This is a genomic window from Pseudoalteromonas arabiensis, from assembly GCF_001550155.1.
GTDB lineage: Bacteria > Pseudomonadota > Gammaproteobacteria > Enterobacterales > Alteromonadaceae > Pseudoalteromonas > Pseudoalteromonas arabiensis.
Map to the genome: position 1 here is coordinate 481,130 of NZ_LRUF01000008.1, position 19,513 is coordinate 500,642.

The window sequence follows — 19,513 nt, forward strand, 5'->3', positions numbered from 1 at the left end:
TTACGGGCTTTTTTATATCTGTAATAAAAATGACACACATTGATTTTAAAAAAGGAAAGGTACTTACACACAGTAAGTATCATAATTTAATAACGGGAAACCTCATGAAATCAACATTTAATAAAAGTACACTGGCAATCGCTGTTGCGACTTGTTTAACGTTCAGCCATGCTGCAATGGCCAATGAAACCTCTTCTTCTATCAAAGGACAAGTTACAGGCCCGAATGGCAATCCTGCTGCTGGTACACAAATAACAATAATCCATATCCCTTCAGGCTCAGTTAAAAAAACGACGGTAACAAATGAAGGTAATTTTTCTAGCCAAGGCCTTCGCGTCGGTGGCCCTTACAAAATTATCGTCGATTCTGATCAATATGAAGATCAACAACTTGATGGTATTTATTTGACTTTAGGTCAAGATTATCCTGTAACTGTTAGCTTACAAACACAGCAAATGGAACAAATTGTGGTATCTGGCGCACCGATAAGCGCACAAACTGGCAGCACAGGTCCTGCAAGTCACTTCTCGCTTGAAGATCTAGAGTCTCGTCCTGCCATAAACCGTGATTTAAAAGACATTATTCGCGCCGACCCTCGCATCTTTATTGATGAAACAAATGCAAACTCAATTAATTGTGGCGGCGGTAATCCTCGTTTCAACAGCTTGACTGTTGATGGTGTGCGCATGAATGATAACTTTGGTTTAAATTCGAGTGGCTACCCTACCGAACGTATGCCATTTTCATTCGATTCTATAGACCAAGTAGCCGTTGAACTTGCGCCATTCGACGTGCAATACGGTGGTTTTACATCATGTAATATTAATGCGGTAACAAAATCAGGTACCAATGAAATTCATGGTGGTTTATTTTACGACTATACCAATGACTCAATGTCAGGCGACTCTATCGAAGGTAAAAAGCTTGATACAGGAAACTACACTGAGAAACGCTATGGTTTTAACGTAGGGCTACCTTTAATTGAAGATAAGCTATTCTTTTTTACTTCTTATGAGAAACTAGAAGGCGCGCAAATCTTTGATTATATTCCATTTGCTGACAACCGTATTGATCAAGCAACTATCGATCGTATTACACAAATCTCAAAAGATAACTATAACTACGACCCAGGTAGCATGATTCCGAGCCTACCTGTCGAAGACGAAAAGGTTTTAGTTAAGCTTGATTGGAATATTAACGATGCTCACCGTGCAAGCCTTGTATATAACTATAATGATGGCTTCTCTCTTGCCCAATCTGATGCAGATTCTGACGAAATAGCCCTTTCAAACCACTTCTATGAGCGTGGCGCTAAATTAGAATCTTATGTTGCCTCTCTTTACTCTGATTGGACAGACAACTTTTCAACTGAAGTAAGAGTGGGTTATTCAAAACTCGATAACCGCCAGCAATCTTTAGATGCTGCATCTGGTTTTGGTGAATTCCGTATCGACACCGGTGATATTGATGTTTATATCGGCCCTGACGATTCTCGCCAATCAAATATCCTAAATTATGACAACCTATCACTTAAATTAGGTGGCACATACTATTTAGAAGATCATGAATTATCATTTGGTTATGAGCGTGAAGAACTGGATGTATACAACTTATTTGTTCAGCATACAGAAGGCGAATATCGCTTTAGTTCAATTGACGATTTTGAAAATGGTATTGCGCGTGTTTACTATGGCAACGCATCATCACAAAATCCAGACGATGCAGCGGGTGAATTTGCTTACGCCTTAAACACCGTTTACTTTCAAGATAAGTTTGAGCTAATTGACTACGATATCACGATTACAGCGGGTCTACGTTATGATTGGTATACAAGCAGCGATAAACCAACCCATAACCAAAACTTTGAAGACAGATATGGCTTTTCAAATAGCCAAAACCTCGATGGTATTGACCTTCTTCAACCGCGTTTAGGCATCAACTGGATTTATAACGATCAATTAGAGTTACGTGGTGGTTTTGGTCTATATTCTGGTGGTAATCCAAATGTTTGGGTTTCGAACAGCTACTCTAATGACGGTGTACGAAATATTCAGATTGACCAAAGAGGTTTACAAATTCTTGGTGATGATGCCATTGCATTTAATGGTGGCGGTATGCCAGGTTATGACATTCCTCAATCACTCTATGACGAGGTTGGACAAGGTGGTGCAGATGCAAGCGCAAATGTTACAGACCCTGACTTTGAAATTCCTTCAGAATGGAAATTCTCTTTAGGTGGTACTTACATCACCAGCAATGATTATGTGTTCAATGTTGATTATCTCTATACAGATAAACAAGACTCGGCAATTATTCGCAACATTGCTAACGTACAAACAGACACAGCGCCAGATGGACGCCCTGTTTACAACGATGTTTTGCATCCGCGTGTATCTGACTTTATGCTAACAAATGTTGAAGGCAGCGATGCTTATTCACATGTACTTTCTTTATCAATGAATAAAGCATTTGATAACGGTATAGATTTAGCACTTTCTTATGCTTATACCGTGGCAAAAGATGTGAGCCCAATGACCAGCTCTGTAGCATTCTCGAATTACCACTTTATTGCGGTATCTGATTCAGAGAACCCAGGCGTTACAACCTCTAATTATGAAATACCACATCGCTTTACACTATCTTTAGGTTATAGCCATGAAATTTTTGACGGCTACGAAACTAAATTCAACCTATTTGGTCAAGCACAGCAAACTAACCCATACTCTTATACCTTTGATAGGGATTCTGGTGGTTTAGGCTTTAACGATGCGAGCCGCCAACTTTTATATGTACCAGAAGTTGATGATGCATCAGTTATTTATGGCCCTGACTTCGATCAAGCTGCCTTTAATAACTGGATTGAAAGTGAAGGCTTAAAACGAGGTGAGATCCAAAAACGCAATAATATTGATGGCGACTGGTGGGTTACGTTCGATCTAAAAGTTGAGCAAGAGTTTATGGGCTTCACGCCTGACCAAAAAGGCTCTGCTTATTTCGTAATTAAAAACATCGGTAATCTATTAAACGATGATTGGGGTGTTTTAAAATCAGGTAGTTCGTTGCAAAGTGCAGTAACAGCTGACATCGTTGATGGTCAGTATGTTTATAGCTCTTTCAACAACCCTGCTGGTACGAGTGTACAAACTGAACCTTCTTTATGGGAGATGCGTATCGGGGTTCGTTATAGCTTCTAATAATTAAAAGCAAACTATAAGCCCGCCTATTAGGCGGGCTTTTTATTAGTTAGCGTGGGTATACGGCCAACGGATGGGTTGTGTTAATTGATACATGTACGTGGTCATTCGGCCGCACAACCACTTCATGGCTTACGCGGCTTGTAACTATCGTTTTGCAGGCAAGTTCTACAGCACATAAACGGCTACCACCTTCGTAGCGCACCCATGTCACGACACCATTTGACGATTGTGCATTTTGAATTAAATGAACATCATCAGGTCGCAATAGTACATCAACCTCAGCGGAATTGTGGTCAACTTTAATTGCAGGGGCATTACCTAAGTCTGTTGTCGCTATATCACCTTCACATTGACCTGCTATGAAACTCGCTTCACCTAAAAAGCGAGCCACAAAGCGGTTTGTTGGTAAGCTAAAACAGCGCTCAGGGGTATCAAGTTGCTGAATCACCCCCTCCTTAAGTACACCCACACGGTCACCAATGGATAGGGCTTCTTCTTGGTCATGAGTGACCCAAATCGCAGGGACACCTGCATCTTTTAATGCGTTACGAATATCCCACCGTAAAGTATCTTTAAGCGCTGCATCAAGATTAGATAAGGGCTCATCAAGTAATACAAAATCTGGTTCGTGAGCAAGTGTTCGCGCAAGCGCGACACGTTGTTTTTGACCACCTGATAATGTTGCAGGCTTCTTATTACGAAACGCCTCAAGACCCAGAAGCTTTATCCAATGATCTGCTTTGGATGTATCGGTCAACCTAAAGCAAATGTTCTGTTGCACCGTTAAATGTGGAAATAACGCAAAGTCTTGAAAAACCATACCTACTTTACGTTTCTCAGGCGGCACTTTTAGCTTTGGAGTAGCACGCCATGTGCCTAAATTAATTTCGCCTTCGCTGATGGGAATAAGCCCTGCCAGAGCTTGCAAAATGGTACTTTTACCACAGCCAGTTGGACCAACTAGCATCAGGATCTCACTCTCTCCAAGTGATAAATTAAGATCACTCACCACACGATTGCTACCATAATCGATAGACAGCTTACTAACTGATAGCATTTATACTGATCCTTAATGTTCTAATTGACTGCGCTTTTCACCAGAGAGCATTATAGCTAAGCCACAGGCTGATATCACTACCAACAATAAGCCTGGTATTGCAGCACGGCCAAAGTAACCGGCTTCATAAACACGCCATAAATATGTTGAGAGGGTTTCAAACCCTGTCGGGCCTAATAAAAGTGTCGCTTCAAGCTCACGCATTGATTCTAAAAATACCAAAGCCGCACCGGCAATAATACCGCGCAGTGTTAGAGGCAAGGTAATACGCATAAATGCTTCACGTGGACTTGCACCTAGTACGCGCGCTGATTTGATTAAGCTTGAATCTAAGTGTTCAGTACTAGTACGCACAGAACCAACAGCAAGGGGTAAAAACCGAAGTACATAAGCGATGACTAATAATGCCAATGTTTGATATAAAAGCGGTAATTGTAAACCACCATAAACTAGCGCAGTTCCCATTACGATGCCTGGAATACCAAAACCAAAATAGGTAACTCGTTCCATAAAACGCCCTACTTTACCGCTTAATGCAGCATGAGCAACTGGCACAGCGACAACCACAGCGACAAAAGCAGCAATACCCGAGGCATAAGCTGAGTTCCAAGCAATGCTGAAATCAAAATCAGCAATCCCATCACGGGCAAGCCAAAGAGTAAAAATTGCTAACGGTAAACAAATTGCCAATAACAAAACAGGCAAAAATGTTACTAGCATTGCCAGTTTTTGAGCATTTGTCGGAAATAACATCAGAGCTCGACCATGACGCTCTGACGTGGTTTTAATTTGTGATTCGATGAAAAGTAAAAAGCCAACTATCACCATTAACTGCAGCGATAACATCGCAGCACGACTTAAACCAAATGCGTTGTATTCAACATAAATAACACGGGTGAAGGTATCTAAGCGCATCATCGCCGGCGTACCAAAATCGGATAATGTATAAAGCGCAACCAGTAATGATCCAGCGGCAATCCCGTTAACTACACGAGGTAATATTACTTTAAACACACTCATGGTCATCGACATACCTAAAGTACGCGCAGCATTTACCATACTGGCATCGAGGCTGAGTAAAGAAGAACGTGTTGTTAGCATAACAAACGGAAAAGTATACAAGGTCATTACAATAGCAGCACCGGGTAACCCGTACATAGCAGGGGTTTCAAACCCTAATAGTTGGTTTATCTCCCCACCTGGTCCAAATGCCGCATAAAGTGTAAATGCTCCAATATAGCTTGGAATAGCAAGTGGGGCTGCAAATAGCACTAACCAAAGCTTTTTAAAAGGAAGTTGCACATAGGCACTAATGAACGCCAGAGGCACGCCTATAAAAATAGAACCTAATACAGTTAACACCATAAGCGATAAGGTGTTCCCAAGAATTTTTAAATTATGACTATCAAAAACAGCCGTGGCATCACTGGCTAAGGTGATCAGAATATAAACTGGCACTAACGCCAAAAGCGCTGCAAGCAGCGCCATGGGATAAGAAGCAGGTATGCGCATTATAAAACACCGCTACTGCGCATAAGGTCGAGTGTTGGCCTTAAATCTGCCAATTGAGTTAAATCGATTTTCGGCGGTGAAATATCCGTTAACGCAGGTAGCCCAGCTGGCTGGTCAATACCTTGGATCAACGGGATTTCATAGGCTTCACGGGCTAAGTAACTTTGTACTTCTTCACTTAATAAATAACGCATAAAATTCATTGCATTAGGATTATCGGTCAGCGATAACACACCTGACGCATTAACCAAACAACCTGCATCTTGATTAGTAAACGCGAGGTCAAGGTTAGCATCTGGTTTACCTGACTTAAGGCGTAATGTGTAATAATGGTTAGCAAAACCAATATCCACTTCGCCACGTTCAACCGCCATGACTACACCGAGTTCACCCGCATAGGTTTTAGAGCGTTTTTGAACTTTTTTAAGCCATTTAGCTGTTTTATCATCCCCCTCAAGTATACGCATTGCTGTTACAAACGATTGAAATGACGCATAAGCTGGTGCCCAGCCTATTGATAAATCGCTGTCAGCAATTGCCATAATACTATCTGGGATCTGATCTTTACTAAGGCGCTGAGTGTTATAAGGTAATGTACGGATGCGACCTGTCACTGGAGCCCAACCAGGGTAGCGGAATTGCGGTTGTAACTGAGTTTCTAAATCACTTGGTAAAGGTTTAGCCAGACCTGCGTCTGTAACTAAGCCAATTGCACCAGAATCAACGGCCCAAAATAAATCGGCACGTTTTACACCTGCTTTTGCTTCTGCCACGATCATATTGGCTAAAGCTGCAGTGGGTCCACGTCGAATCGATAAATTTAGTTTTGGGTTTTTCTTTTGGATTGATTGCAGCACATTTTCGTACAAACCGCCTTCACCGCGACCTAAATATAATGTTAAATCCCCCTCAAGGGCTGGTAAGTCTTTCACTGAAATTGGGCTTGCAGCAGTCGCTGCAAAGGCTCGTGATAGAGGTAGCGGCATTGAGCCTACTACCCCAAACGCAGCCAGGCCTTGAATAAAGGTCCTACGCTTCACTAAAATACATCCTTACGTGCTTTTTCGGCTTCTTCTAGTAACACCTTAGCGCGATCTAGTTTTTCTTGCATATCGACAACCACTGCACGTACTTGGTCAACACTCCCTTTATCAGAAATAGCCTTTGGCAGGGTTACATTAAAATCTTTTTCGAGAACTTCGACTAACTTCGCATCTTTTTCAATCAGTGTACCTTCAACACCTTCGAATAAGTGAAGGTAAGTGTCGTGTACAATTTGAGTTGCTTCTTCGCTTAAACGCTCTGCATATTTTGCAACAACACGGTCTAACTTGTGTTTAATCTCGTCAATTGTTGCACTTTGCGTCATTGTTTCAGAAGCCGTTGCTTTAACAGCTTTTAATAAGCCTTTTTGTTGGAAGTCAGCAGCCAGTTTAACAGCTCCTAAACCCTGCCACAAGGCAGCGTTCAAGGCCTTTTGATGCTCACGAGCTTCGCTTGCTGGTTTTTTATCATCAATGGCCATTTTAATACCGTAAATGCCTTGCCAGATTGATGCATAAACCGGCACGTAGTTTGTTTCAATAGCGCTGTGAAACTTTACAGACTCCCAGTATTCGATTAAGTCATCGCTTTTTACAGCTTTCGCACCTTTGGCCTCATAATCGGTTACCATAGTGTCTACTTTGCCGATCATCCACTCAACGTCTTCAGAATAATCCTTCAAATTTTCTTTTAGATGATTAACGTGCTCACCAATTGGGCCATTTGCCAATACAGGTTGGGCAATAAAAGTAGAAGCGAATACTAGGCTTAGGCCTAGCGTTTTCACGGTGTTTAACGCTAATTTCATAGGGAGACATCCAAGTTTCTAATTGTAAATGATAGCCATTATCATATACGTATAGATTGCCTAAATCAATTGCTATAAAGCACTGATTACAGATTTACACATTTTTATTTAAGTGATTGGAAAGCTTAGTAAGAATGTTAAAAAAATGTGTTAATTCATGACTATCTAAACCACTCACCAAATGTGCTTGCCATGCAATTGCTTCCGGTACTATTTGTTCATGTAAACAGACCCCTTTTTTAGACAGCATCAGCAGGTTTGCACGTTTATCTATCGGGTCGGGCTTTGCCGTTAAAAGCTCTCTTGCTAATAGTGATTTTACTGCACGGGATACGGTTGATTTATCCATTTGTGCCATATCACACAAAGCTTTTGCACTACACTGACCATACTGAGCAAGATTAGCAATAACGCGCCATTGCGGCACCGTTAAATCAAATTGTTGATAAAGTTCACTAAACTGCTCACTCATTTGCACAGCTATATTAGTCAGTGAGTAAGGTAAGAATTTTTGTAAATCGAGTGTTGGCTGTTTATCTGTTGTCATGGCTTCACTACTGTCAAAGAATGTTTACATAATGAAATTCAGCGTGGTTTGAATTTACTCTCACATGAGAGTATCTTACCTAAAACCTTTCAGGAGTCTAGTGATGAATAACGAATTACAATATATGACAGGCTTTGGTAATGAATTTGAAACCGAAGCATTACCCGGTGCATTACCAATCGGTCAATTCAGCCCACAAAAAGTAAAATACGATTTATATGCTGAGCAGTTCAGTACAACGGCATTCACAGCCCCACGTGCTGATAACCGCCGAACATGGTTTTATCGCATTCGACCTTCAGTTGTACAAGGTGATTACACACCAATTGATAATGGCCTGATTCGTACCGCTCCTATCACAGAAGTAGCAACGCCACCCACCATGCTACGTTGGGATCCAATTGAAATACCAGAAAAGCCAACTGATTTTATTGATGGTTTAGTCACCATGGCAGCTAACGGTAGTGCCAATGGCCAAGCCGGTATTGGTATTCATATTTATGTCGCTAATAAATCAATGCAAAACCGTTACTTTTATAATGCAGATGGTGAAATGTTGTTTGTGCCGCAACACGGTGAGCTATTGCTAAGAACCGAGTGCGGTAAACTGACCATTCGTGCAGGTGAAATTGCTGTTATTCCTCGTGGGATAAAATTTGCTGTTGATTTATTAACAGACACAGCCCGTGGTTATATTTGTGAAAACTATGGCCAGGCCTATATTTTACCAGAGCGCGGCCCTGTTGGTGCAAACGGATATGCTAATGACCGTGACTTCCACTACCCTGTTGCGGCCTATGAAGATATCGAAGGTGACTTTGAGCTTGTCGCCAAATTTAATGGCAATATGTTCCGTTGTGATATCGGCCATTCTCCTTTGGATGTTGTGGCATGGACAGGAAATAGTGCGCCATACAAATATGATCTTGCCCGTTTCAACGTTATGAATACGGTAAGTTATGACCACCCAGATCCATCAATCTTCACCGTGTTAACATCACCATCAGGGACTGAGGGAGTCGCTAATATCGACTTTGCTATTTTCCCACCTCGTTGGATGGTTGCAGAAAATACTTTCCGCCCACCTTATTATCACCGTAATATCATGAGTGAATTTATGGGCTTAATCGAAGGTGTGTATGACGCGAAAGAGCATGGTTTTGTGCCTGGTGGCTCAAGCTTACATAATTGTATGTCGCCACATGGTCCAGAAGCTGATGTATTTGAAAAAGCCTCAAATGCTGACCTTCAACCTCAACGCTACGAAAATACCTTGGCATTTATGTTCGAATCACGTTACGTTATTTCACCAACAAAATATGCCCTTGAAGGTAAAGAGCGCCAGCCTAATTACACAGACTGTTGGCGTACTATTAAAAAACATTTCACTGGTAAACAGGACGCATAATGAAACTTTATAGCTATTTTCGTTCATCCGCTGCATACCGAGTGCGCATTGCCCTTAATTTGAAGAACATTGATCACGAGCTGGTGACTGTTAACTTATTAAAATCAGAGCAACAAAGCGACGAATACCTTGCTAAGAACCCACAAGGTTTATTGCCTGCACTTGAAACTGAGCAAGGTGTACTTGCTCAGTCTCTGGCTATTTTAGAGTGGCTTGAAGAAACGCACCCAGACACACCGCTTTTGACTGGTGATGCATGGCAAAAAGCTCAGATCCGCAATTTATGTTATGCCGTAGCATGCGATATCCACCCGATTGATAATTTGCGCGTATTAAAGTACTTAGCTAACGATCTTGGTGTTGATGAAGACGCAAAAACAACCTGGTATAAGCATTGGGTAGAAGTTGGTTTTCAAAGCATCGAAAAGCTACTTGATGAAGCGGACACTTTTTGTGTTGGGAACAAACCAACGCTTGCTGATGTGTGCCTTGTACCGCAAGTATTTAATGCACTGCGCTTTAAGGTCGATATGACTAAATACCCTAAGATTGCAGCTGTTTACGAGCAGTGTAATAAGCTTGATGCTTTTATTGATGCTGCGCCGCAGAATCAACCTGATGCAGTTTAATTAAAATAGCTTGCAAGGAACAAAGTAAAGGCCCGTTAATATCGGGCCTGTTAAATTCTATATTTTCTATCTGAGCGCTGAATTGATCACGCTGACATGCTTGATCAAATCCAGTCCTAAATCCGTTAAATAGCCACCATCAGGGCTATCAGTAATGCCTTTATCATAGAGGCGCTTTGCGGCATCCCTTATTGAAGTATCTGCATCTGAGTGGATTTTAATACCCTGCATTTGTGAATCACGCGGAAACTTAGCAAGAAGCGTTAACTCATCAAGCATATTAGTATCAAATTGCATGTGTTCTCCTTTTTATTATAGATATGTGTATTTTTATAGTAACAAGGATTAAGCTTAGTGTAGATATATAAAACTGCATACACAGAGGTACATTTTGAGTCTATTAAAGCATACGTTTTTAATGTTTAGTATTATATTTTCAGCAAGCTCAATCGCAAGGGATAAGCCTGTTGTTGTATTTGATTCTCAAGATATATATGACCAATCAAAGCTGTGTTGGTATGACAACAAACGCTATACTGAAGGCGCAATTATTCAGATAGGTCAAAGCGAGCTCGTTTGTGCTGCAAAGCATACACACTTTAACAACAGCGAGTTATCTTGGTTAAGAATTGATAAAGATGGCAACATTGTGAGACCACGTCCAGCAAAAACTATTCGTGTTAACTAAATCTGCAAATAGCAAAGGTAGGCGTTCTAAGTTAGAATGTACTGGTTTAAAGTTATAAAGAAGAGTCATGGACAATCAACCTAACAATCCTCTACATGGTGTTAAACTCGCTGATATCGTAACCAAGCTACAAGAAAAGCTTGGTTGGGATGGTTTGGCGTCGCAAATTGATGTGCGCTGTTTTCAAAATGATCCAAGTGTTAAATCGAGCCTCAAGTTTTTACGCAAAACGCCTTGGGCACGCGAAAAGGTAGAGCAATTATACATTGATACCTTTTCTAATACCGCTGACGATGACGACGCACCGTTCCAATGGAAAAGTATAAAAAAGTAGCGTTAAGCCTGCTCTGAGGTTATCACCGAAAGTGATTTCGGTGATACTTCAACCACCAGTTTATCGGCCGTTTTAACCTCACCATCTATCACATAACTCAAGGGTTCATCTGCACTTATAGTGACTTCTCTCGCATTTGTGTGATGACTGTCAATCGCGAAACTCGTTTGCGTAATACTCGAGAAAACCAATTCAGCAATACTCAAGGTACTTGCTTTTGAATCCGTACTAGGTGTTAACCAATTCACATCTAATAGACCATCTTGATGATCAGGCTGACCTGCTGACTGAGCCAACAAAGTAGTAAAAGGTGCTGCATTTGCTACAATCAAACTTGTGGTATTAATCACTTGCGGCTCATTACTGTCAATTGTCACTGTATAGTCTTGTGCTTCATGCTCACCTAACGCCTGCCAAAAGCCTTGTAAATACGCGAGTTGACCGGATTCATTCTTGGCTTCACGGTGCGCTTTTTCAATCATTTGTTGCTCGAACCCTACACCGGCTAAAAGTAACATTCTTTCGCCATTACAAAGCGCTGTATCAATGCGCGTAGCCTGTCCTTCAATAATTAATTCGCAAGCTTGCTCGACAGGAATAATTTTTGACTTTATTCCCATTAACACGTGGGCAAGGGCGTTTGCTGTACCAAGCGGGATGATACCGAGTTTACAATCTGTATTAACTAATACTGTGGCAACCTCTGTCACAGTTCCATCACCACCACATGCAATGATTACATCTGGCTTTGACTTTATCGCTTCTTCGGCAAGCTCTGTTCCATTTGTATCCTTAGTGGTTGTATGCACAGTAAGGTCGTAATATTGCGATAAACGTGAGGTTATTTGCTTATTTTTAGATTCCCATAATTTGGTGCCCGAGACTGGATTTGCAATTAACACCGCTTTATTTTTAATTAATAAATCGCCATTTCGATGACGACGAACTAAATGGCGCAATTGGCGCTTATTTAAGTTTGCAGTTTCGCGGGTTTCTTTAATTTTCAATAGAATGTCGTGCACATCTGCATCTTTATTTTGACTTAGCAGATAAGCAGCCATCACAAAAACGGAGCGTCCACGGCCAAGAGCGCAATGAACAACAACACGTCGTTCTTGTTTAACCTGATGGTGAATCCAGTTGATTGCTTGGTTTAATTGTGCCCTAGTAGGCACACTATGGTCTAAAACAGGAATATTCAAATAACGGATGTTTTCTTGGGTTGATGACCACTCAAGTCCATCAAATTCACAAGTAACATCTAAAATAGCTGTTATGCCCATCTCTTTCATAGTGTCTATGTCAGAGGGAAATAAACGGCATGCTAAAAATAATTGCTCGTCAATTTGCTGTAATGGCGGAACTTTATCATTTTTGCGAGACCATGCATTGTATAGTTGTGCGCCCATCAAAAAAGGGATAAATGCCCAGCGGATATAAATCGGAATAACGCCATTTTCACGCTTACGAAATATGCGCGCCAAGTTAAAGAAATAAGCACCACTTACGAGAAGTAAGGATAAAGCAGTCCAATAAAAAAATAACGCAAAATAAATAGCCTCAACACTCAACCCTACAATTATAAATGCAATTCCTAACGCCAAATAACTAATAGCAGCCCACATAATCACTCCTTGTTTTTCTAATTTATTAATTAAAAGCAAGTTTCAAACCAGTAATTTACTTAAACACTCATAATTAGAGCTAATAAAAACAGTGACTTAATAATTTAAAATAAATCTATCTTATAGTTTAGGTCATATTTTCACAAATTTATGAATAACTTACATAAGTGCATGAAAATAAATGAGCTAAAGTTGCCAAGTTGGACATCCATGCTAGGCTAACTAATAGAAAAGGTGTGGTTTTATCATTTAATTACAGTCTTTTCTCTAAAAGTAATGTTTTTTGCATCTAAAAAGATGAGTTAACCGTTAATTAAATACAACAAGAACAACAGGAACTTTATGGACAATGATCAACTATTAGCACTGCTCAGTGCAACAGCAAAGGGTGATAAACGCGCTTTTGCTGATTTGTACCAGTCAACCAGTGCGAAGTTATTTGCTATCAGCGTAAAAATGCTGGGTAATCGAGCTCAAGCTGAAGAAGTCTTACAAGATGCTTTTGTTAAAATATGGCACAACGCCAGTGACTATCAGGTATCTAAAGGTGCTGTAATGTCTTGGATGATAAGTATCGTAAGGTATCGCTGCTTAGACCTGTTACGTCATAAAAAGGTACGTAAAGAGCAAAGTTTAACTGATGAGCAAGAGCAAGAAGATCTAACCTCCATACAGGTGTCCTATGAGGATGATTCAAAATTAGTAGACTGTATTGAACAACTTGATCCACAACAAAGACAAGTTATTCACTTGGCTTATTATAAGGGTTTGACTCATCATGAACTTGTTGACCACATTTCGTCTCCTCTAGGTACGGTTAAAAGCTGGATCAGACGCGGGTTACAACAGCTACAAAGGTGCTTAACATTATGAATTATGAAAACCAAACACTTATTGATATGTTAGCCGCTGAATATGTGCTTGGCACTTTAAGAGGCCCTGCGCGTGATAGATTTGCCAGATTAATGCTGACATCAACTCGTGCCAGAGAAGCAACATGGATGTGGGAGCAGCATCTTAACAACTTAGCAAGTTCCATTGAGTCTATCCCTCCTGATGATCATGTATGGGAAAAAATAGTCAGTCGTGTCGACCCAGATGTTATTCCTATTCACAGCAAAGCAAAAAAATCGAACTCATCGATACTCCAAGCATGGTCATTAATAGCAACTGCTGCATGTATTGTGCTTGCTCTGATCATTTGGCAGCCTCATGAGTCTGCAAAATCTCAAGCACAACAAATCGCATTATTCAAAAACCAAGAGCAAACACCTTTATGGTTTATTGATGTTCAACAAAATAACTTATCAGTAAAAGCATCTGCCGCGTTAATTCCTCGCACCGATAAGGATTATGAGCTTTGGATGATAATAAAAGGGCAAGAAGCGCCTATCTCCCTTGGCCTATTACCTAAGTCAGGAAGATTAGAACTACCTAAGGATGCCCGCTTTAATGCAGATGATATAAGCTTGCTTGCAGTCAGCCTTGAACCATTAGGGGGCTCCCCAAATGGCTCACCAACTGAGGTGCTTTACACCACAGAGCTAGTTGTTCTTTAGACTAATAAGCCGTGCTAAGCACGGCTTTTTATATTTTTGTTAAAAAACTTTAAAATTATTGCATCCAGTTAAATTACCAATACGTATTCACTATGACTTAATTTAAAAAACTAAGGATAAAGTCATGAAGAACGTAACTCCATCTCTTATTGCAATTGTAGTATGTAGTACCCTATTCAGCTCTCCAACTGAAGCTTCAAGTCACCGTGAAGCGCCAAACATCGCGCGCTTCCCGACATTAGATTCAACTGACTTTTACGCGTTTAATAGCTACGAAGAAGGTCGTGGCGACTATGTCACCTTTATCGCTAACTACATCCCACTTCAGGATGCATATGGCGGCCCAAATTATTTCGCTATGGATCCTGATGCAACTTACAGTATTCATATCGATAATGACGGTGATGCCATTGAAGATATTACTTTTGCTTTTAATTTCAAAAGCATGCTCCCTAATGACAATATGGGAGTTGCACTCACTGTGGGACCAGAAGGCAACCAAAGAACCGTGGCAGTACCTCTTAAAAACGTAGGTGGTGTCGCAGCTGGAAATGACGCTGCAGTAAATTTTAGTGAAGCATATACTGTTAGTGTTATTTCAGGCCCACAACGTACCGGCACTAAAGCAATGCTGACCAATACCATGAACAGCAGTAATGAGTTTTACAAACCGCTTGATTACATCGGTAACAAAACATTCTCATCGATGTCTGCTTATAAAGAGTATGCAAACCAGTATATCTACACTGTTGCGATTCCAGGCTGCAGCGGTATGGGTAAAGTATTTGTAGGCCAGCGTAAAGACCCATTTGTTGTTAACCTTGGTAAAACCTTTGACCTAGTTAATTATGTGCCAGTTGAAGGCGACAGTGCCCCTGGAGCAGGTGACGGTAATGGCTTTCCTGGAGGTATTACACAATCTGCAGACAATGATGATTTAGCAATGAAAAATGTCACTGCAATTGCAGTTGAAGTACCCAAAGCTTGTGTCACTGGTGAAGGTAACGGCACAATTGGTAGCTGGACAACGGCAAGTTTACCTCAAGCACGTATTCTAAACCCGAATGCTTCATTTGCTAAAAATGCTGTGAACGGGGGTGCCTTAACACAAGTGTCTCGCCTTGGTAACCCACTTGTAAACGAGCTTGTCATTGGCCTTAAGGATAAAGACACTTTCTCTACATCTGCTCCTGCTGATGATGGTCAGTTCGCTGATTATGTAACACACCCTTCACTACCCGAGCTACTTAACATCTTATTTAAAGATGCTGTAAATACTACCTTAGGTACGAATATCGAAACCCTTGCACCAACCAACTTCCCTCGTGTTGACTTGCTAACTGCGTTTTTAACTGGCTTCCCAGGTGTAAACCAGCTTGCAACTGTAACACCATCAGAAATGCTACGTTTAAATACCGCCATTGCAGCAACAGCGCAGTCAGAACAATCTGCATTTGGCGTAGCAGGTGATGATTTAGCTGGCTTCCCTAACGGCCGTCGTCCGGGTGATGATGTTGTTGATATTGCGCTTCGTGTTGTAATGGGTCGTTTGTGTTATCCAATCCCTGTCAACGGCACCGACACAGACTTAGGCTTATGTACATCAGATGATGCCAGTGTCGGTACTGTTCCATTCACAGATGGTGCCCCATTGGATGCAAGTATGATGGATGCTAGTTTCCCTTATCTTGCAACGCCAATTGCTGGGTCTAAGTAAGGAGGCAATTATGTGTAAATTCAATCGTTCTACCTTACTCCTTAGCATTTTTGCAGGCGTACTCGCAGGCTGTGGCGGTAGTGATAATGATGACAAAATGAAACCGACACCTGTAAACAATGCTCCCAGTGCAATTGATGCAATGGTAACAACACAAACAGAAGTTGCTATTGAAGATATGCTAAAAGGGTCTGACCCTGACGGCGATGCACTTACTTACAGTTTAGTGTCTGAACCGAGCTTAGGTGATGTTGTTGTTAATGCTGATGGCAGTTATACATACACGCCAAATCCAGAAACAACAGGCTCTGACAGTTTTGATTTTGCTGTGACTGATAGTAAAAACAGTCAAGCAACAGCCACTGTGAGTATCACCATTGAGGCGTTGCAAGTTGACTTCGCAACAATTGGCCGTGCTGCATTTAGTCAGAGTGCATCAGATAAACCATTGAGCTTAAACGGTCGTGTATTTACAAATACAGGCGCAGAGGCAAACTTTGATGATCTGGTCAGTGGAAACTAATTGCAAACTTGGCCACGGATGGCCTTTATAAGGATAAATCATGAAATTATTTTCTTTCTTCCTACTATTTACAACAACGCTATTGCAAGCAGAGCCATATATACCGAACGACGAAGATATAATAGCAAGTTCAAGAAGTCCTTTACCTGCCACATTATCGAAATACGAATTGGCAACGTTATTTGAGCAGAATCAATGGGCTGGTAGAACAGAATCAAACCAAGGCCTGTTAAAAAATTACTTATCAGAAAAAATTCGTCAAACGGATGACCCTGATATCCACTACTATTATGCACGCCTGCTGCAACGCGAGCACAATTTCGAACTTGCTTTGGCGGTATTGAATGATTTATTAAAAAACGACCCTAGCCATGTGAATTCAATTTTACTAAAAGCAAATATTCTTAAAGTACAAGGCCAATTTGCAGCTGCAAATTCAAGTTGCTTATCGCTGGTGGGTAAAGCCAGTATTGAGACAATTTCAACCTGCTCTCTTGATGTTAAAAGCCAAATGGGTGATTTGGCAAAAAGCTATGACGGCTTAAAAAAAATTATCAAAAAACGAAACATAAGCATGAATACACGCCATGTTCTTGCAGAAATGGCTTATCGATTAAACATGCCAGAACAAACCTTACAATATTTAAATGAAGTTGATCTGGCCAAAGCACCTGTCAGCTTAGTTGTGTTGTGGGCAAATGCGCAATTAGCGCTTGGTAATAACGAAAAAGTGCTCGTGACACTTTCAAAACTTACAGCAGATGAAAGCAATCTAGAAGATGCTTTATTACTTCGCTTAGCACAAGCAGAACTAAATAAAGAAGACAGCCAATCAAGTAAGTGGCAAACACTGCTGAAAAAGCGAGTAACACTACGAGAATTGAGACAAGACACCTATCATGCCAGTGACCTTGCTTGGTATTATTTAATGATAAATCATGATCCTACAAAAGCTACTTATTGGGCAAACATTAACTGGCAGCATGCTAAGTTAGAGAGCGATAAACGCCTGCTCGAATTAGCGACCAAGCACAACTAGGGAATTACAATGAAACAGTCACTTTTAATTGCTTTAATGCTTTTTGCTTGTAGCTTTACGTTAAAAGCACACCAATTAAGTACAGCCTATTTGAATCTTGAAGCTGATTCGACCGAGCAGTTAAAATTATCGGGCTCTTGGCAGGTTGCCGTTGGTGATTTAGAACAAAAAATCCCCTTTGATTTAAACCAAGATAACGTGATTACATGGCAAGAAATTAAAACCAAACAATCGGCAATTATCTTTTATCTAAGTAAACACTTATCTACAGTGCAATCTGCAGAGCCTTGCTTGTTATCTTACAATGGAGAATTAAAAGTAGACTCTCACTTTAATCAATCATACATTGATGTCCCTGTTCAGATAGTTTGCCCAAGCGCGTCTGCCGCAATTACCCTAAAATACACCGCGCTATTTGATATAGACTCAAATCATAAAGCGATTGCAGCTGTTGCTAATTCAAGCAGAGTGTTTAGTCAGAACAAACAATCGCAAGTCATTAATTTCAGTAAATCGAGTTACAGCGACACATTCATCGAATATGTCTATCAGGGTATTTTACATATTTGGATGGGTGTGGACCATATTTTATTCCTTGTGGCTCTATTATTAACGTGCGTTCTCGTTAGAAATGATAAGCGTTGGCAAGGGATTAACTCTAAAAAGAAAATAGCCGTGGATACAGCGTGGATCATCACCGCTTTTACACTTGCACACTCAATCACATTGACAGCTACTGCATTGGAACTGGTATCGCCTAATAGCCGTTGGGTTGAACTGGGAATTGCAATTTCAGTGCTATTTGCTGCGCTTAATAATATTTGGCCACTAATTGTTCGCTTAGGATGGGTAACCTTTGCATTTGGTCTTTTGCATGGAATGGGCTTTGCGAGCGTACTAGGTGAGCTTGGTTTATCTTCTAATTACCAATTGATGAGCATACTTGCATTTAATCTAGGTGTAGAGCTAGGTCAGCTTGCAATTTTAGCTGTTTGCTTACCGTTACTTATTGCTATGCGAAATTATGATTGGTACAAAAAATGGGTCATGCCAGTAGGGTCCGTTGCGATTGCTCTTATCGCATTACAATGGTCAATAGAACGATTTTAAAAATAGAGGCGTATCACGCCTCTATTTGATATTACTCAAAAGGGACTAGCAAAGTCCTCATGGCGGGTTTTAGTGCCTTCATTAACTGCTGAGTATCAAGGGAAGGGTTGAGCATCTTTCTGAGCAATAACCCGCCCATCACTGAAAACATCACTTCAATACGTGCATTTACCTCAGACAGCTCTGTATCCTGCAAGGGGCCTCTTTCACCAATCAGTAACTCACGCATAGAATCACGAGCATGGCTATCGGACTCTCTCAGTAAGTTAGCCACTTTTTCATTGCGTGCAGCTTCAGCCAACATTTCAAGATCAAGCGCACCTTGGTTTAAATCAGTATGACGTTCAACTCCTCGCTCTAGGCCATCGAGTAGCACCGTAACACGGTCACCGGGTTTATTAGCAAACTCTTTAAAGATAGAGAACATCTCTTCCATATCGCGCTCGACAATAGATTCAATAATAGCTTCTTTACTCGCAAAGTAATTGTAGATATGGCCAGCACTCATACCCGCAGTTTTAGAAATTTCTGCCATACCCGCACCATGGTAACCTTTGCGTCGGAAACAATCAGCAGCCGCACAAAGCACTTGATTCCGTCTGGCCTCAGCAAGCGCAGGGTCGTTGTGTCTTTTGGTTTTTTGCGTCATTTTGTCTCCGAGGTAATGTGACGTGGGTTAACTATAACTTAAATAAGGTTTACATGATCTTAATCAT

Annotated in this window: 19 protein-coding genes; 11 read left to right on the forward strand and 8 right to left on the reverse strand. The window is 40.9% G+C overall.

Translation table 11 applies throughout. The features are described 5' to 3' along the window. Positions 1-104 precede the first annotated feature (104 nt). Positions 105-3,194 (forward strand): TonB-dependent receptor, encoded by a 3,090-nt coding sequence (locus PAARA_RS04755; protein WP_062567915.1) that lies wholly within the window; start codon positions 105-107, stop codon positions 3,192-3,194. A gap of 49 nt (positions 3,195-3,243) precedes the next feature. On the opposite strand, the gene PAARA_RS04760 is transcribed toward PAARA_RS04755, so the two are convergent. The 5 genes from PAARA_RS04760 to PAARA_RS04780 form a co-directional block, all read right to left on the reverse strand. Next, positions 3,244-4,254, reverse strand: coding sequence for an ABC transporter ATP-binding protein (locus PAARA_RS04760; RefSeq protein WP_062567916.1), 1,011 nt, complete (start codon positions 4,252-4,254; stop codon positions 3,244-3,246). A 12-nt stretch (positions 4,255-4,266) separates the two neighbouring features. Continuing rightward, the gene (locus tag PAARA_RS04765; RefSeq protein ID WP_062567917.1) at positions 4,267-5,766 is read right to left on the reverse strand and encodes an ABC transporter permease; all 1,500 of its coding nucleotides are present in this window, start codon (positions 5,764-5,766) and stop codon (positions 4,267-4,269) included. Then, the gene (locus PAARA_RS04770) at positions 5,766-6,806 is read right to left on the reverse strand and encodes an extracellular solute-binding protein (protein ID WP_062567918.1); all 1,041 of its coding nucleotides are present in this window, start codon (positions 6,804-6,806) and stop codon (positions 5,766-5,768) included. The genes PAARA_RS04765 and PAARA_RS04770 overlap by 1 nt, the downstream gene beginning before the upstream one ends. After that, positions 6,806-7,618 carry a hypothetical protein gene (locus tag PAARA_RS04775; protein ID WP_062567919.1) on the reverse strand — a complete coding sequence of 271 codons (813 nt, stop codon included), beginning with the start codon at positions 7,616-7,618 and terminating at the stop codon, positions 6,806-6,808. Before PAARA_RS04775 ends, PAARA_RS04770 begins: the two co-directional genes overlap by 1 nt. Positions 7,619-7,712: 94 nt before the next feature. After that, complete coding sequence (locus tag PAARA_RS04780; protein WP_062567920.1) at positions 7,713-8,165, reverse strand: MarR family winged helix-turn-helix transcriptional regulator; 453 nt, start codon at positions 8,163-8,165, stop codon at positions 7,713-7,715. A gap of 103 nt (positions 8,166-8,268) precedes the next feature. Between PAARA_RS04780 and hmgA the strand changes: the two genes are divergently transcribed. Continuing rightward, the gene (gene hmgA / locus PAARA_RS04785) at positions 8,269-9,573 is read left to right on the forward strand and encodes a homogentisate 1,2-dioxygenase (protein ID WP_062567921.1); all 1,305 of its coding nucleotides are present in this window, start codon (positions 8,269-8,271) and stop codon (positions 9,571-9,573) included. After that, on the forward strand, positions 9,573-10,202 hold the full coding sequence (gene maiA, locus PAARA_RS04790; protein ID WP_062567922.1) for a maleylacetoacetate isomerase: 630 nt from the start codon (positions 9,573-9,575) through the stop codon (positions 10,200-10,202). The genes hmgA and maiA overlap by 1 nt, the downstream gene beginning before the upstream one ends. A 66-nt stretch (positions 10,203-10,268) precedes the next feature. Here maiA and PAARA_RS04795 read toward each other — a convergent pair whose 3' ends face one another. Further along, entirely contained in the window at positions 10,269-10,499 is a 231-nt protein-coding gene (locus tag PAARA_RS04795) for a TIGR02647 family protein (protein ID WP_062567923.1), read from the reverse strand. Between the two features lie 121 nt (positions 10,500-10,620). Here PAARA_RS04795 and PAARA_RS04800 point away from each other — a divergent pair, with 121 nt between their 5' ends. Together PAARA_RS04800 and PAARA_RS04805 are read left to right on the forward strand one after the other, a co-directional pair. Further along, complete coding sequence (locus PAARA_RS04800; protein WP_062567924.1) at positions 10,621-10,890, forward strand: DUF1496 domain-containing protein; 270 nt, start codon at positions 10,621-10,623, stop codon at positions 10,888-10,890. 67 nt (positions 10,891-10,957) lie between these two features. Further along, positions 10,958-11,224 carry a VF530 family protein gene (locus PAARA_RS04805; RefSeq protein WP_062567925.1) on the forward strand — a complete coding sequence of 89 codons (267 nt, stop codon included), beginning with the start codon at positions 10,958-10,960 and terminating at the stop codon, positions 11,222-11,224. A gap of 2 nt (positions 11,225-11,226) precedes the next feature. Here the strand turns inward: PAARA_RS04805 and PAARA_RS04810 are convergent, their stop codons facing one another. Beyond that, a complete protein-coding gene (locus PAARA_RS04810; protein WP_062567926.1) occupies positions 11,227-12,849 on the reverse strand; it encodes a diacylglycerol kinase family protein in 1,623 nt (540 codons plus the stop codon). 342 nt (positions 12,850-13,191) lie between these two features. Between PAARA_RS04810 and PAARA_RS04815 the strand changes: the two genes are divergently transcribed. The 6 genes from PAARA_RS04815 (at position 13,192) to PAARA_RS04840 (ending at position 18,797) form a co-directional block, all read left to right on the forward strand. Continuing rightward, the gene (locus PAARA_RS04815) at positions 13,192-13,722 is read left to right on the forward strand and encodes a sigma-70 family RNA polymerase sigma factor (protein ID WP_062567927.1); all 531 of its coding nucleotides are present in this window, start codon (positions 13,192-13,194) and stop codon (positions 13,720-13,722) included. Further along, the gene (locus PAARA_RS04820) at positions 13,719-14,408 is read left to right on the forward strand and encodes an anti-sigma factor (RefSeq protein WP_062567928.1); all 690 of its coding nucleotides are present in this window, start codon (positions 13,719-13,721) and stop codon (positions 14,406-14,408) included. Before PAARA_RS04815 ends, PAARA_RS04820 begins: the two co-directional genes overlap by 4 nt. 124 nt (positions 14,409-14,532) lie before the next feature. Further along, positions 14,533-16,125 (forward strand): DUF4331 domain-containing protein, encoded by a 1,593-nt coding sequence (locus PAARA_RS04825; RefSeq protein ID WP_062567929.1) that lies wholly within the window; start codon positions 14,533-14,535, stop codon positions 16,123-16,125. A gap of 10 nt (positions 16,126-16,135) precedes the next feature. Then, positions 16,136-16,648, forward strand: a complete 513-nt coding sequence (locus tag PAARA_RS04830) for an Ig-like domain-containing protein (protein ID WP_062567930.1) — start codon at positions 16,136-16,138, stop codon at positions 16,646-16,648. A gap of 40 nt (positions 16,649-16,688) precedes the next feature. Next, positions 16,689-17,687: a tetratricopeptide repeat protein gene (locus PAARA_RS04835; protein ID WP_062567931.1), complete on the forward strand. Its 999-nt coding sequence runs from the start codon at positions 16,689-16,691 to the stop codon at positions 17,685-17,687. Positions 17,688-17,696: 9 nt separating this feature from the next. Continuing rightward, the gene (locus PAARA_RS04840) at positions 17,697-18,797 is read left to right on the forward strand and encodes a HupE/UreJ family protein (RefSeq protein WP_062567932.1); all 1,101 of its coding nucleotides are present in this window, start codon (positions 17,697-17,699) and stop codon (positions 18,795-18,797) included. A 31-nt stretch (positions 18,798-18,828) separates the two neighbouring features. Here PAARA_RS04840 and PAARA_RS04845 read toward each other — a convergent pair whose 3' ends face one another. Next, complete coding sequence (locus PAARA_RS04845) at positions 18,829-19,446, reverse strand: TetR/AcrR family transcriptional regulator (protein WP_062567933.1); 618 nt, start codon at positions 19,444-19,446, stop codon at positions 18,829-18,831. Positions 19,447-19,513: the final 67 nt, after the last annotated feature.

What these genes read in the sequence shown, in the direction of transcription:
- PAARA_RS04835 (WP_062567931.1), top strand. Translation starts at nt 16,689, where the DNA reads ATGAAATTATTTTCTTTCTTCCTACTATTTACAACAACGCTATTGCAA.
- PAARA_RS04775 (WP_062567919.1), bottom strand. Translation starts at nt 7,618, where the DNA reads ATGAAATTAGCGTTAAACACCGTGAAAACGCTAGGCCTAAGCCTAGTA.
- PAARA_RS04760 (WP_062567916.1), bottom strand. Translation starts at nt 4,254, where the DNA reads ATGCTATCAGTTAGTAAGCTGTCTATCGATTATGGTAGCAATCGTGTG.
- PAARA_RS04805 (WP_062567925.1), top strand. Translation starts at nt 10,958, where the DNA reads ATGGACAATCAACCTAACAATCCTCTACATGGTGTTAAACTCGCTGAT.
- PAARA_RS04800 (WP_062567924.1), top strand. Translation starts at nt 10,621, where the DNA reads ATGTTTAGTATTATATTTTCAGCAAGCTCAATCGCAAGGGATAAGCCT.
- PAARA_RS04825 (WP_062567929.1), top strand. Translation starts at nt 14,533, where the DNA reads ATGAAGAACGTAACTCCATCTCTTATTGCAATTGTAGTATGTAGTACC.
- PAARA_RS04810 (WP_062567926.1), bottom strand. Translation starts at nt 12,849, where the DNA reads ATGTGGGCTGCTATTAGTTATTTGGCGTTAGGAATTGCATTTATAATT.
- PAARA_RS04780 (WP_062567920.1), bottom strand. Translation starts at nt 8,165, where the DNA reads ATGACAACAGATAAACAGCCAACACTCGATTTACAAAAATTCTTACCT.
- PAARA_RS04830 (WP_062567930.1), top strand. Translation starts at nt 16,136, where the DNA reads ATGTGTAAATTCAATCGTTCTACCTTACTCCTTAGCATTTTTGCAGGC.
- hmgA (WP_062567921.1), top strand. Translation starts at nt 8,269, where the DNA reads ATGAATAACGAATTACAATATATGACAGGCTTTGGTAATGAATTTGAA.
- maiA (WP_062567922.1), top strand. Translation starts at nt 9,573, where the DNA reads ATGAAACTTTATAGCTATTTTCGTTCATCCGCTGCATACCGAGTGCGC.
- PAARA_RS04845 (WP_062567933.1), bottom strand. Translation starts at nt 19,446, where the DNA reads ATGACGCAAAAAACCAAAAGACACAACGACCCTGCGCTTGCTGAGGCC.
- PAARA_RS04815 (WP_062567927.1), top strand. Translation starts at nt 13,192, where the DNA reads ATGGACAATGATCAACTATTAGCACTGCTCAGTGCAACAGCAAAGGGT.
- PAARA_RS04820 (WP_062567928.1), top strand. Translation starts at nt 13,719, where the DNA reads ATGAATTATGAAAACCAAACACTTATTGATATGTTAGCCGCTGAATAT.
- PAARA_RS04765 (WP_062567917.1), bottom strand. Translation starts at nt 5,766, where the DNA reads ATGCGCATACCTGCTTCTTATCCCATGGCGCTGCTTGCAGCGCTTTTG.
- PAARA_RS04795 (WP_062567923.1), bottom strand. Translation starts at nt 10,499, where the DNA reads ATGCAATTTGATACTAATATGCTTGATGAGTTAACGCTTCTTGCTAAG.
- PAARA_RS04755 (WP_062567915.1), top strand. Translation starts at nt 105, where the DNA reads ATGAAATCAACATTTAATAAAAGTACACTGGCAATCGCTGTTGCGACT.
- PAARA_RS04840 (WP_062567932.1), top strand. Translation starts at nt 17,697, where the DNA reads ATGAAACAGTCACTTTTAATTGCTTTAATGCTTTTTGCTTGTAGCTTT.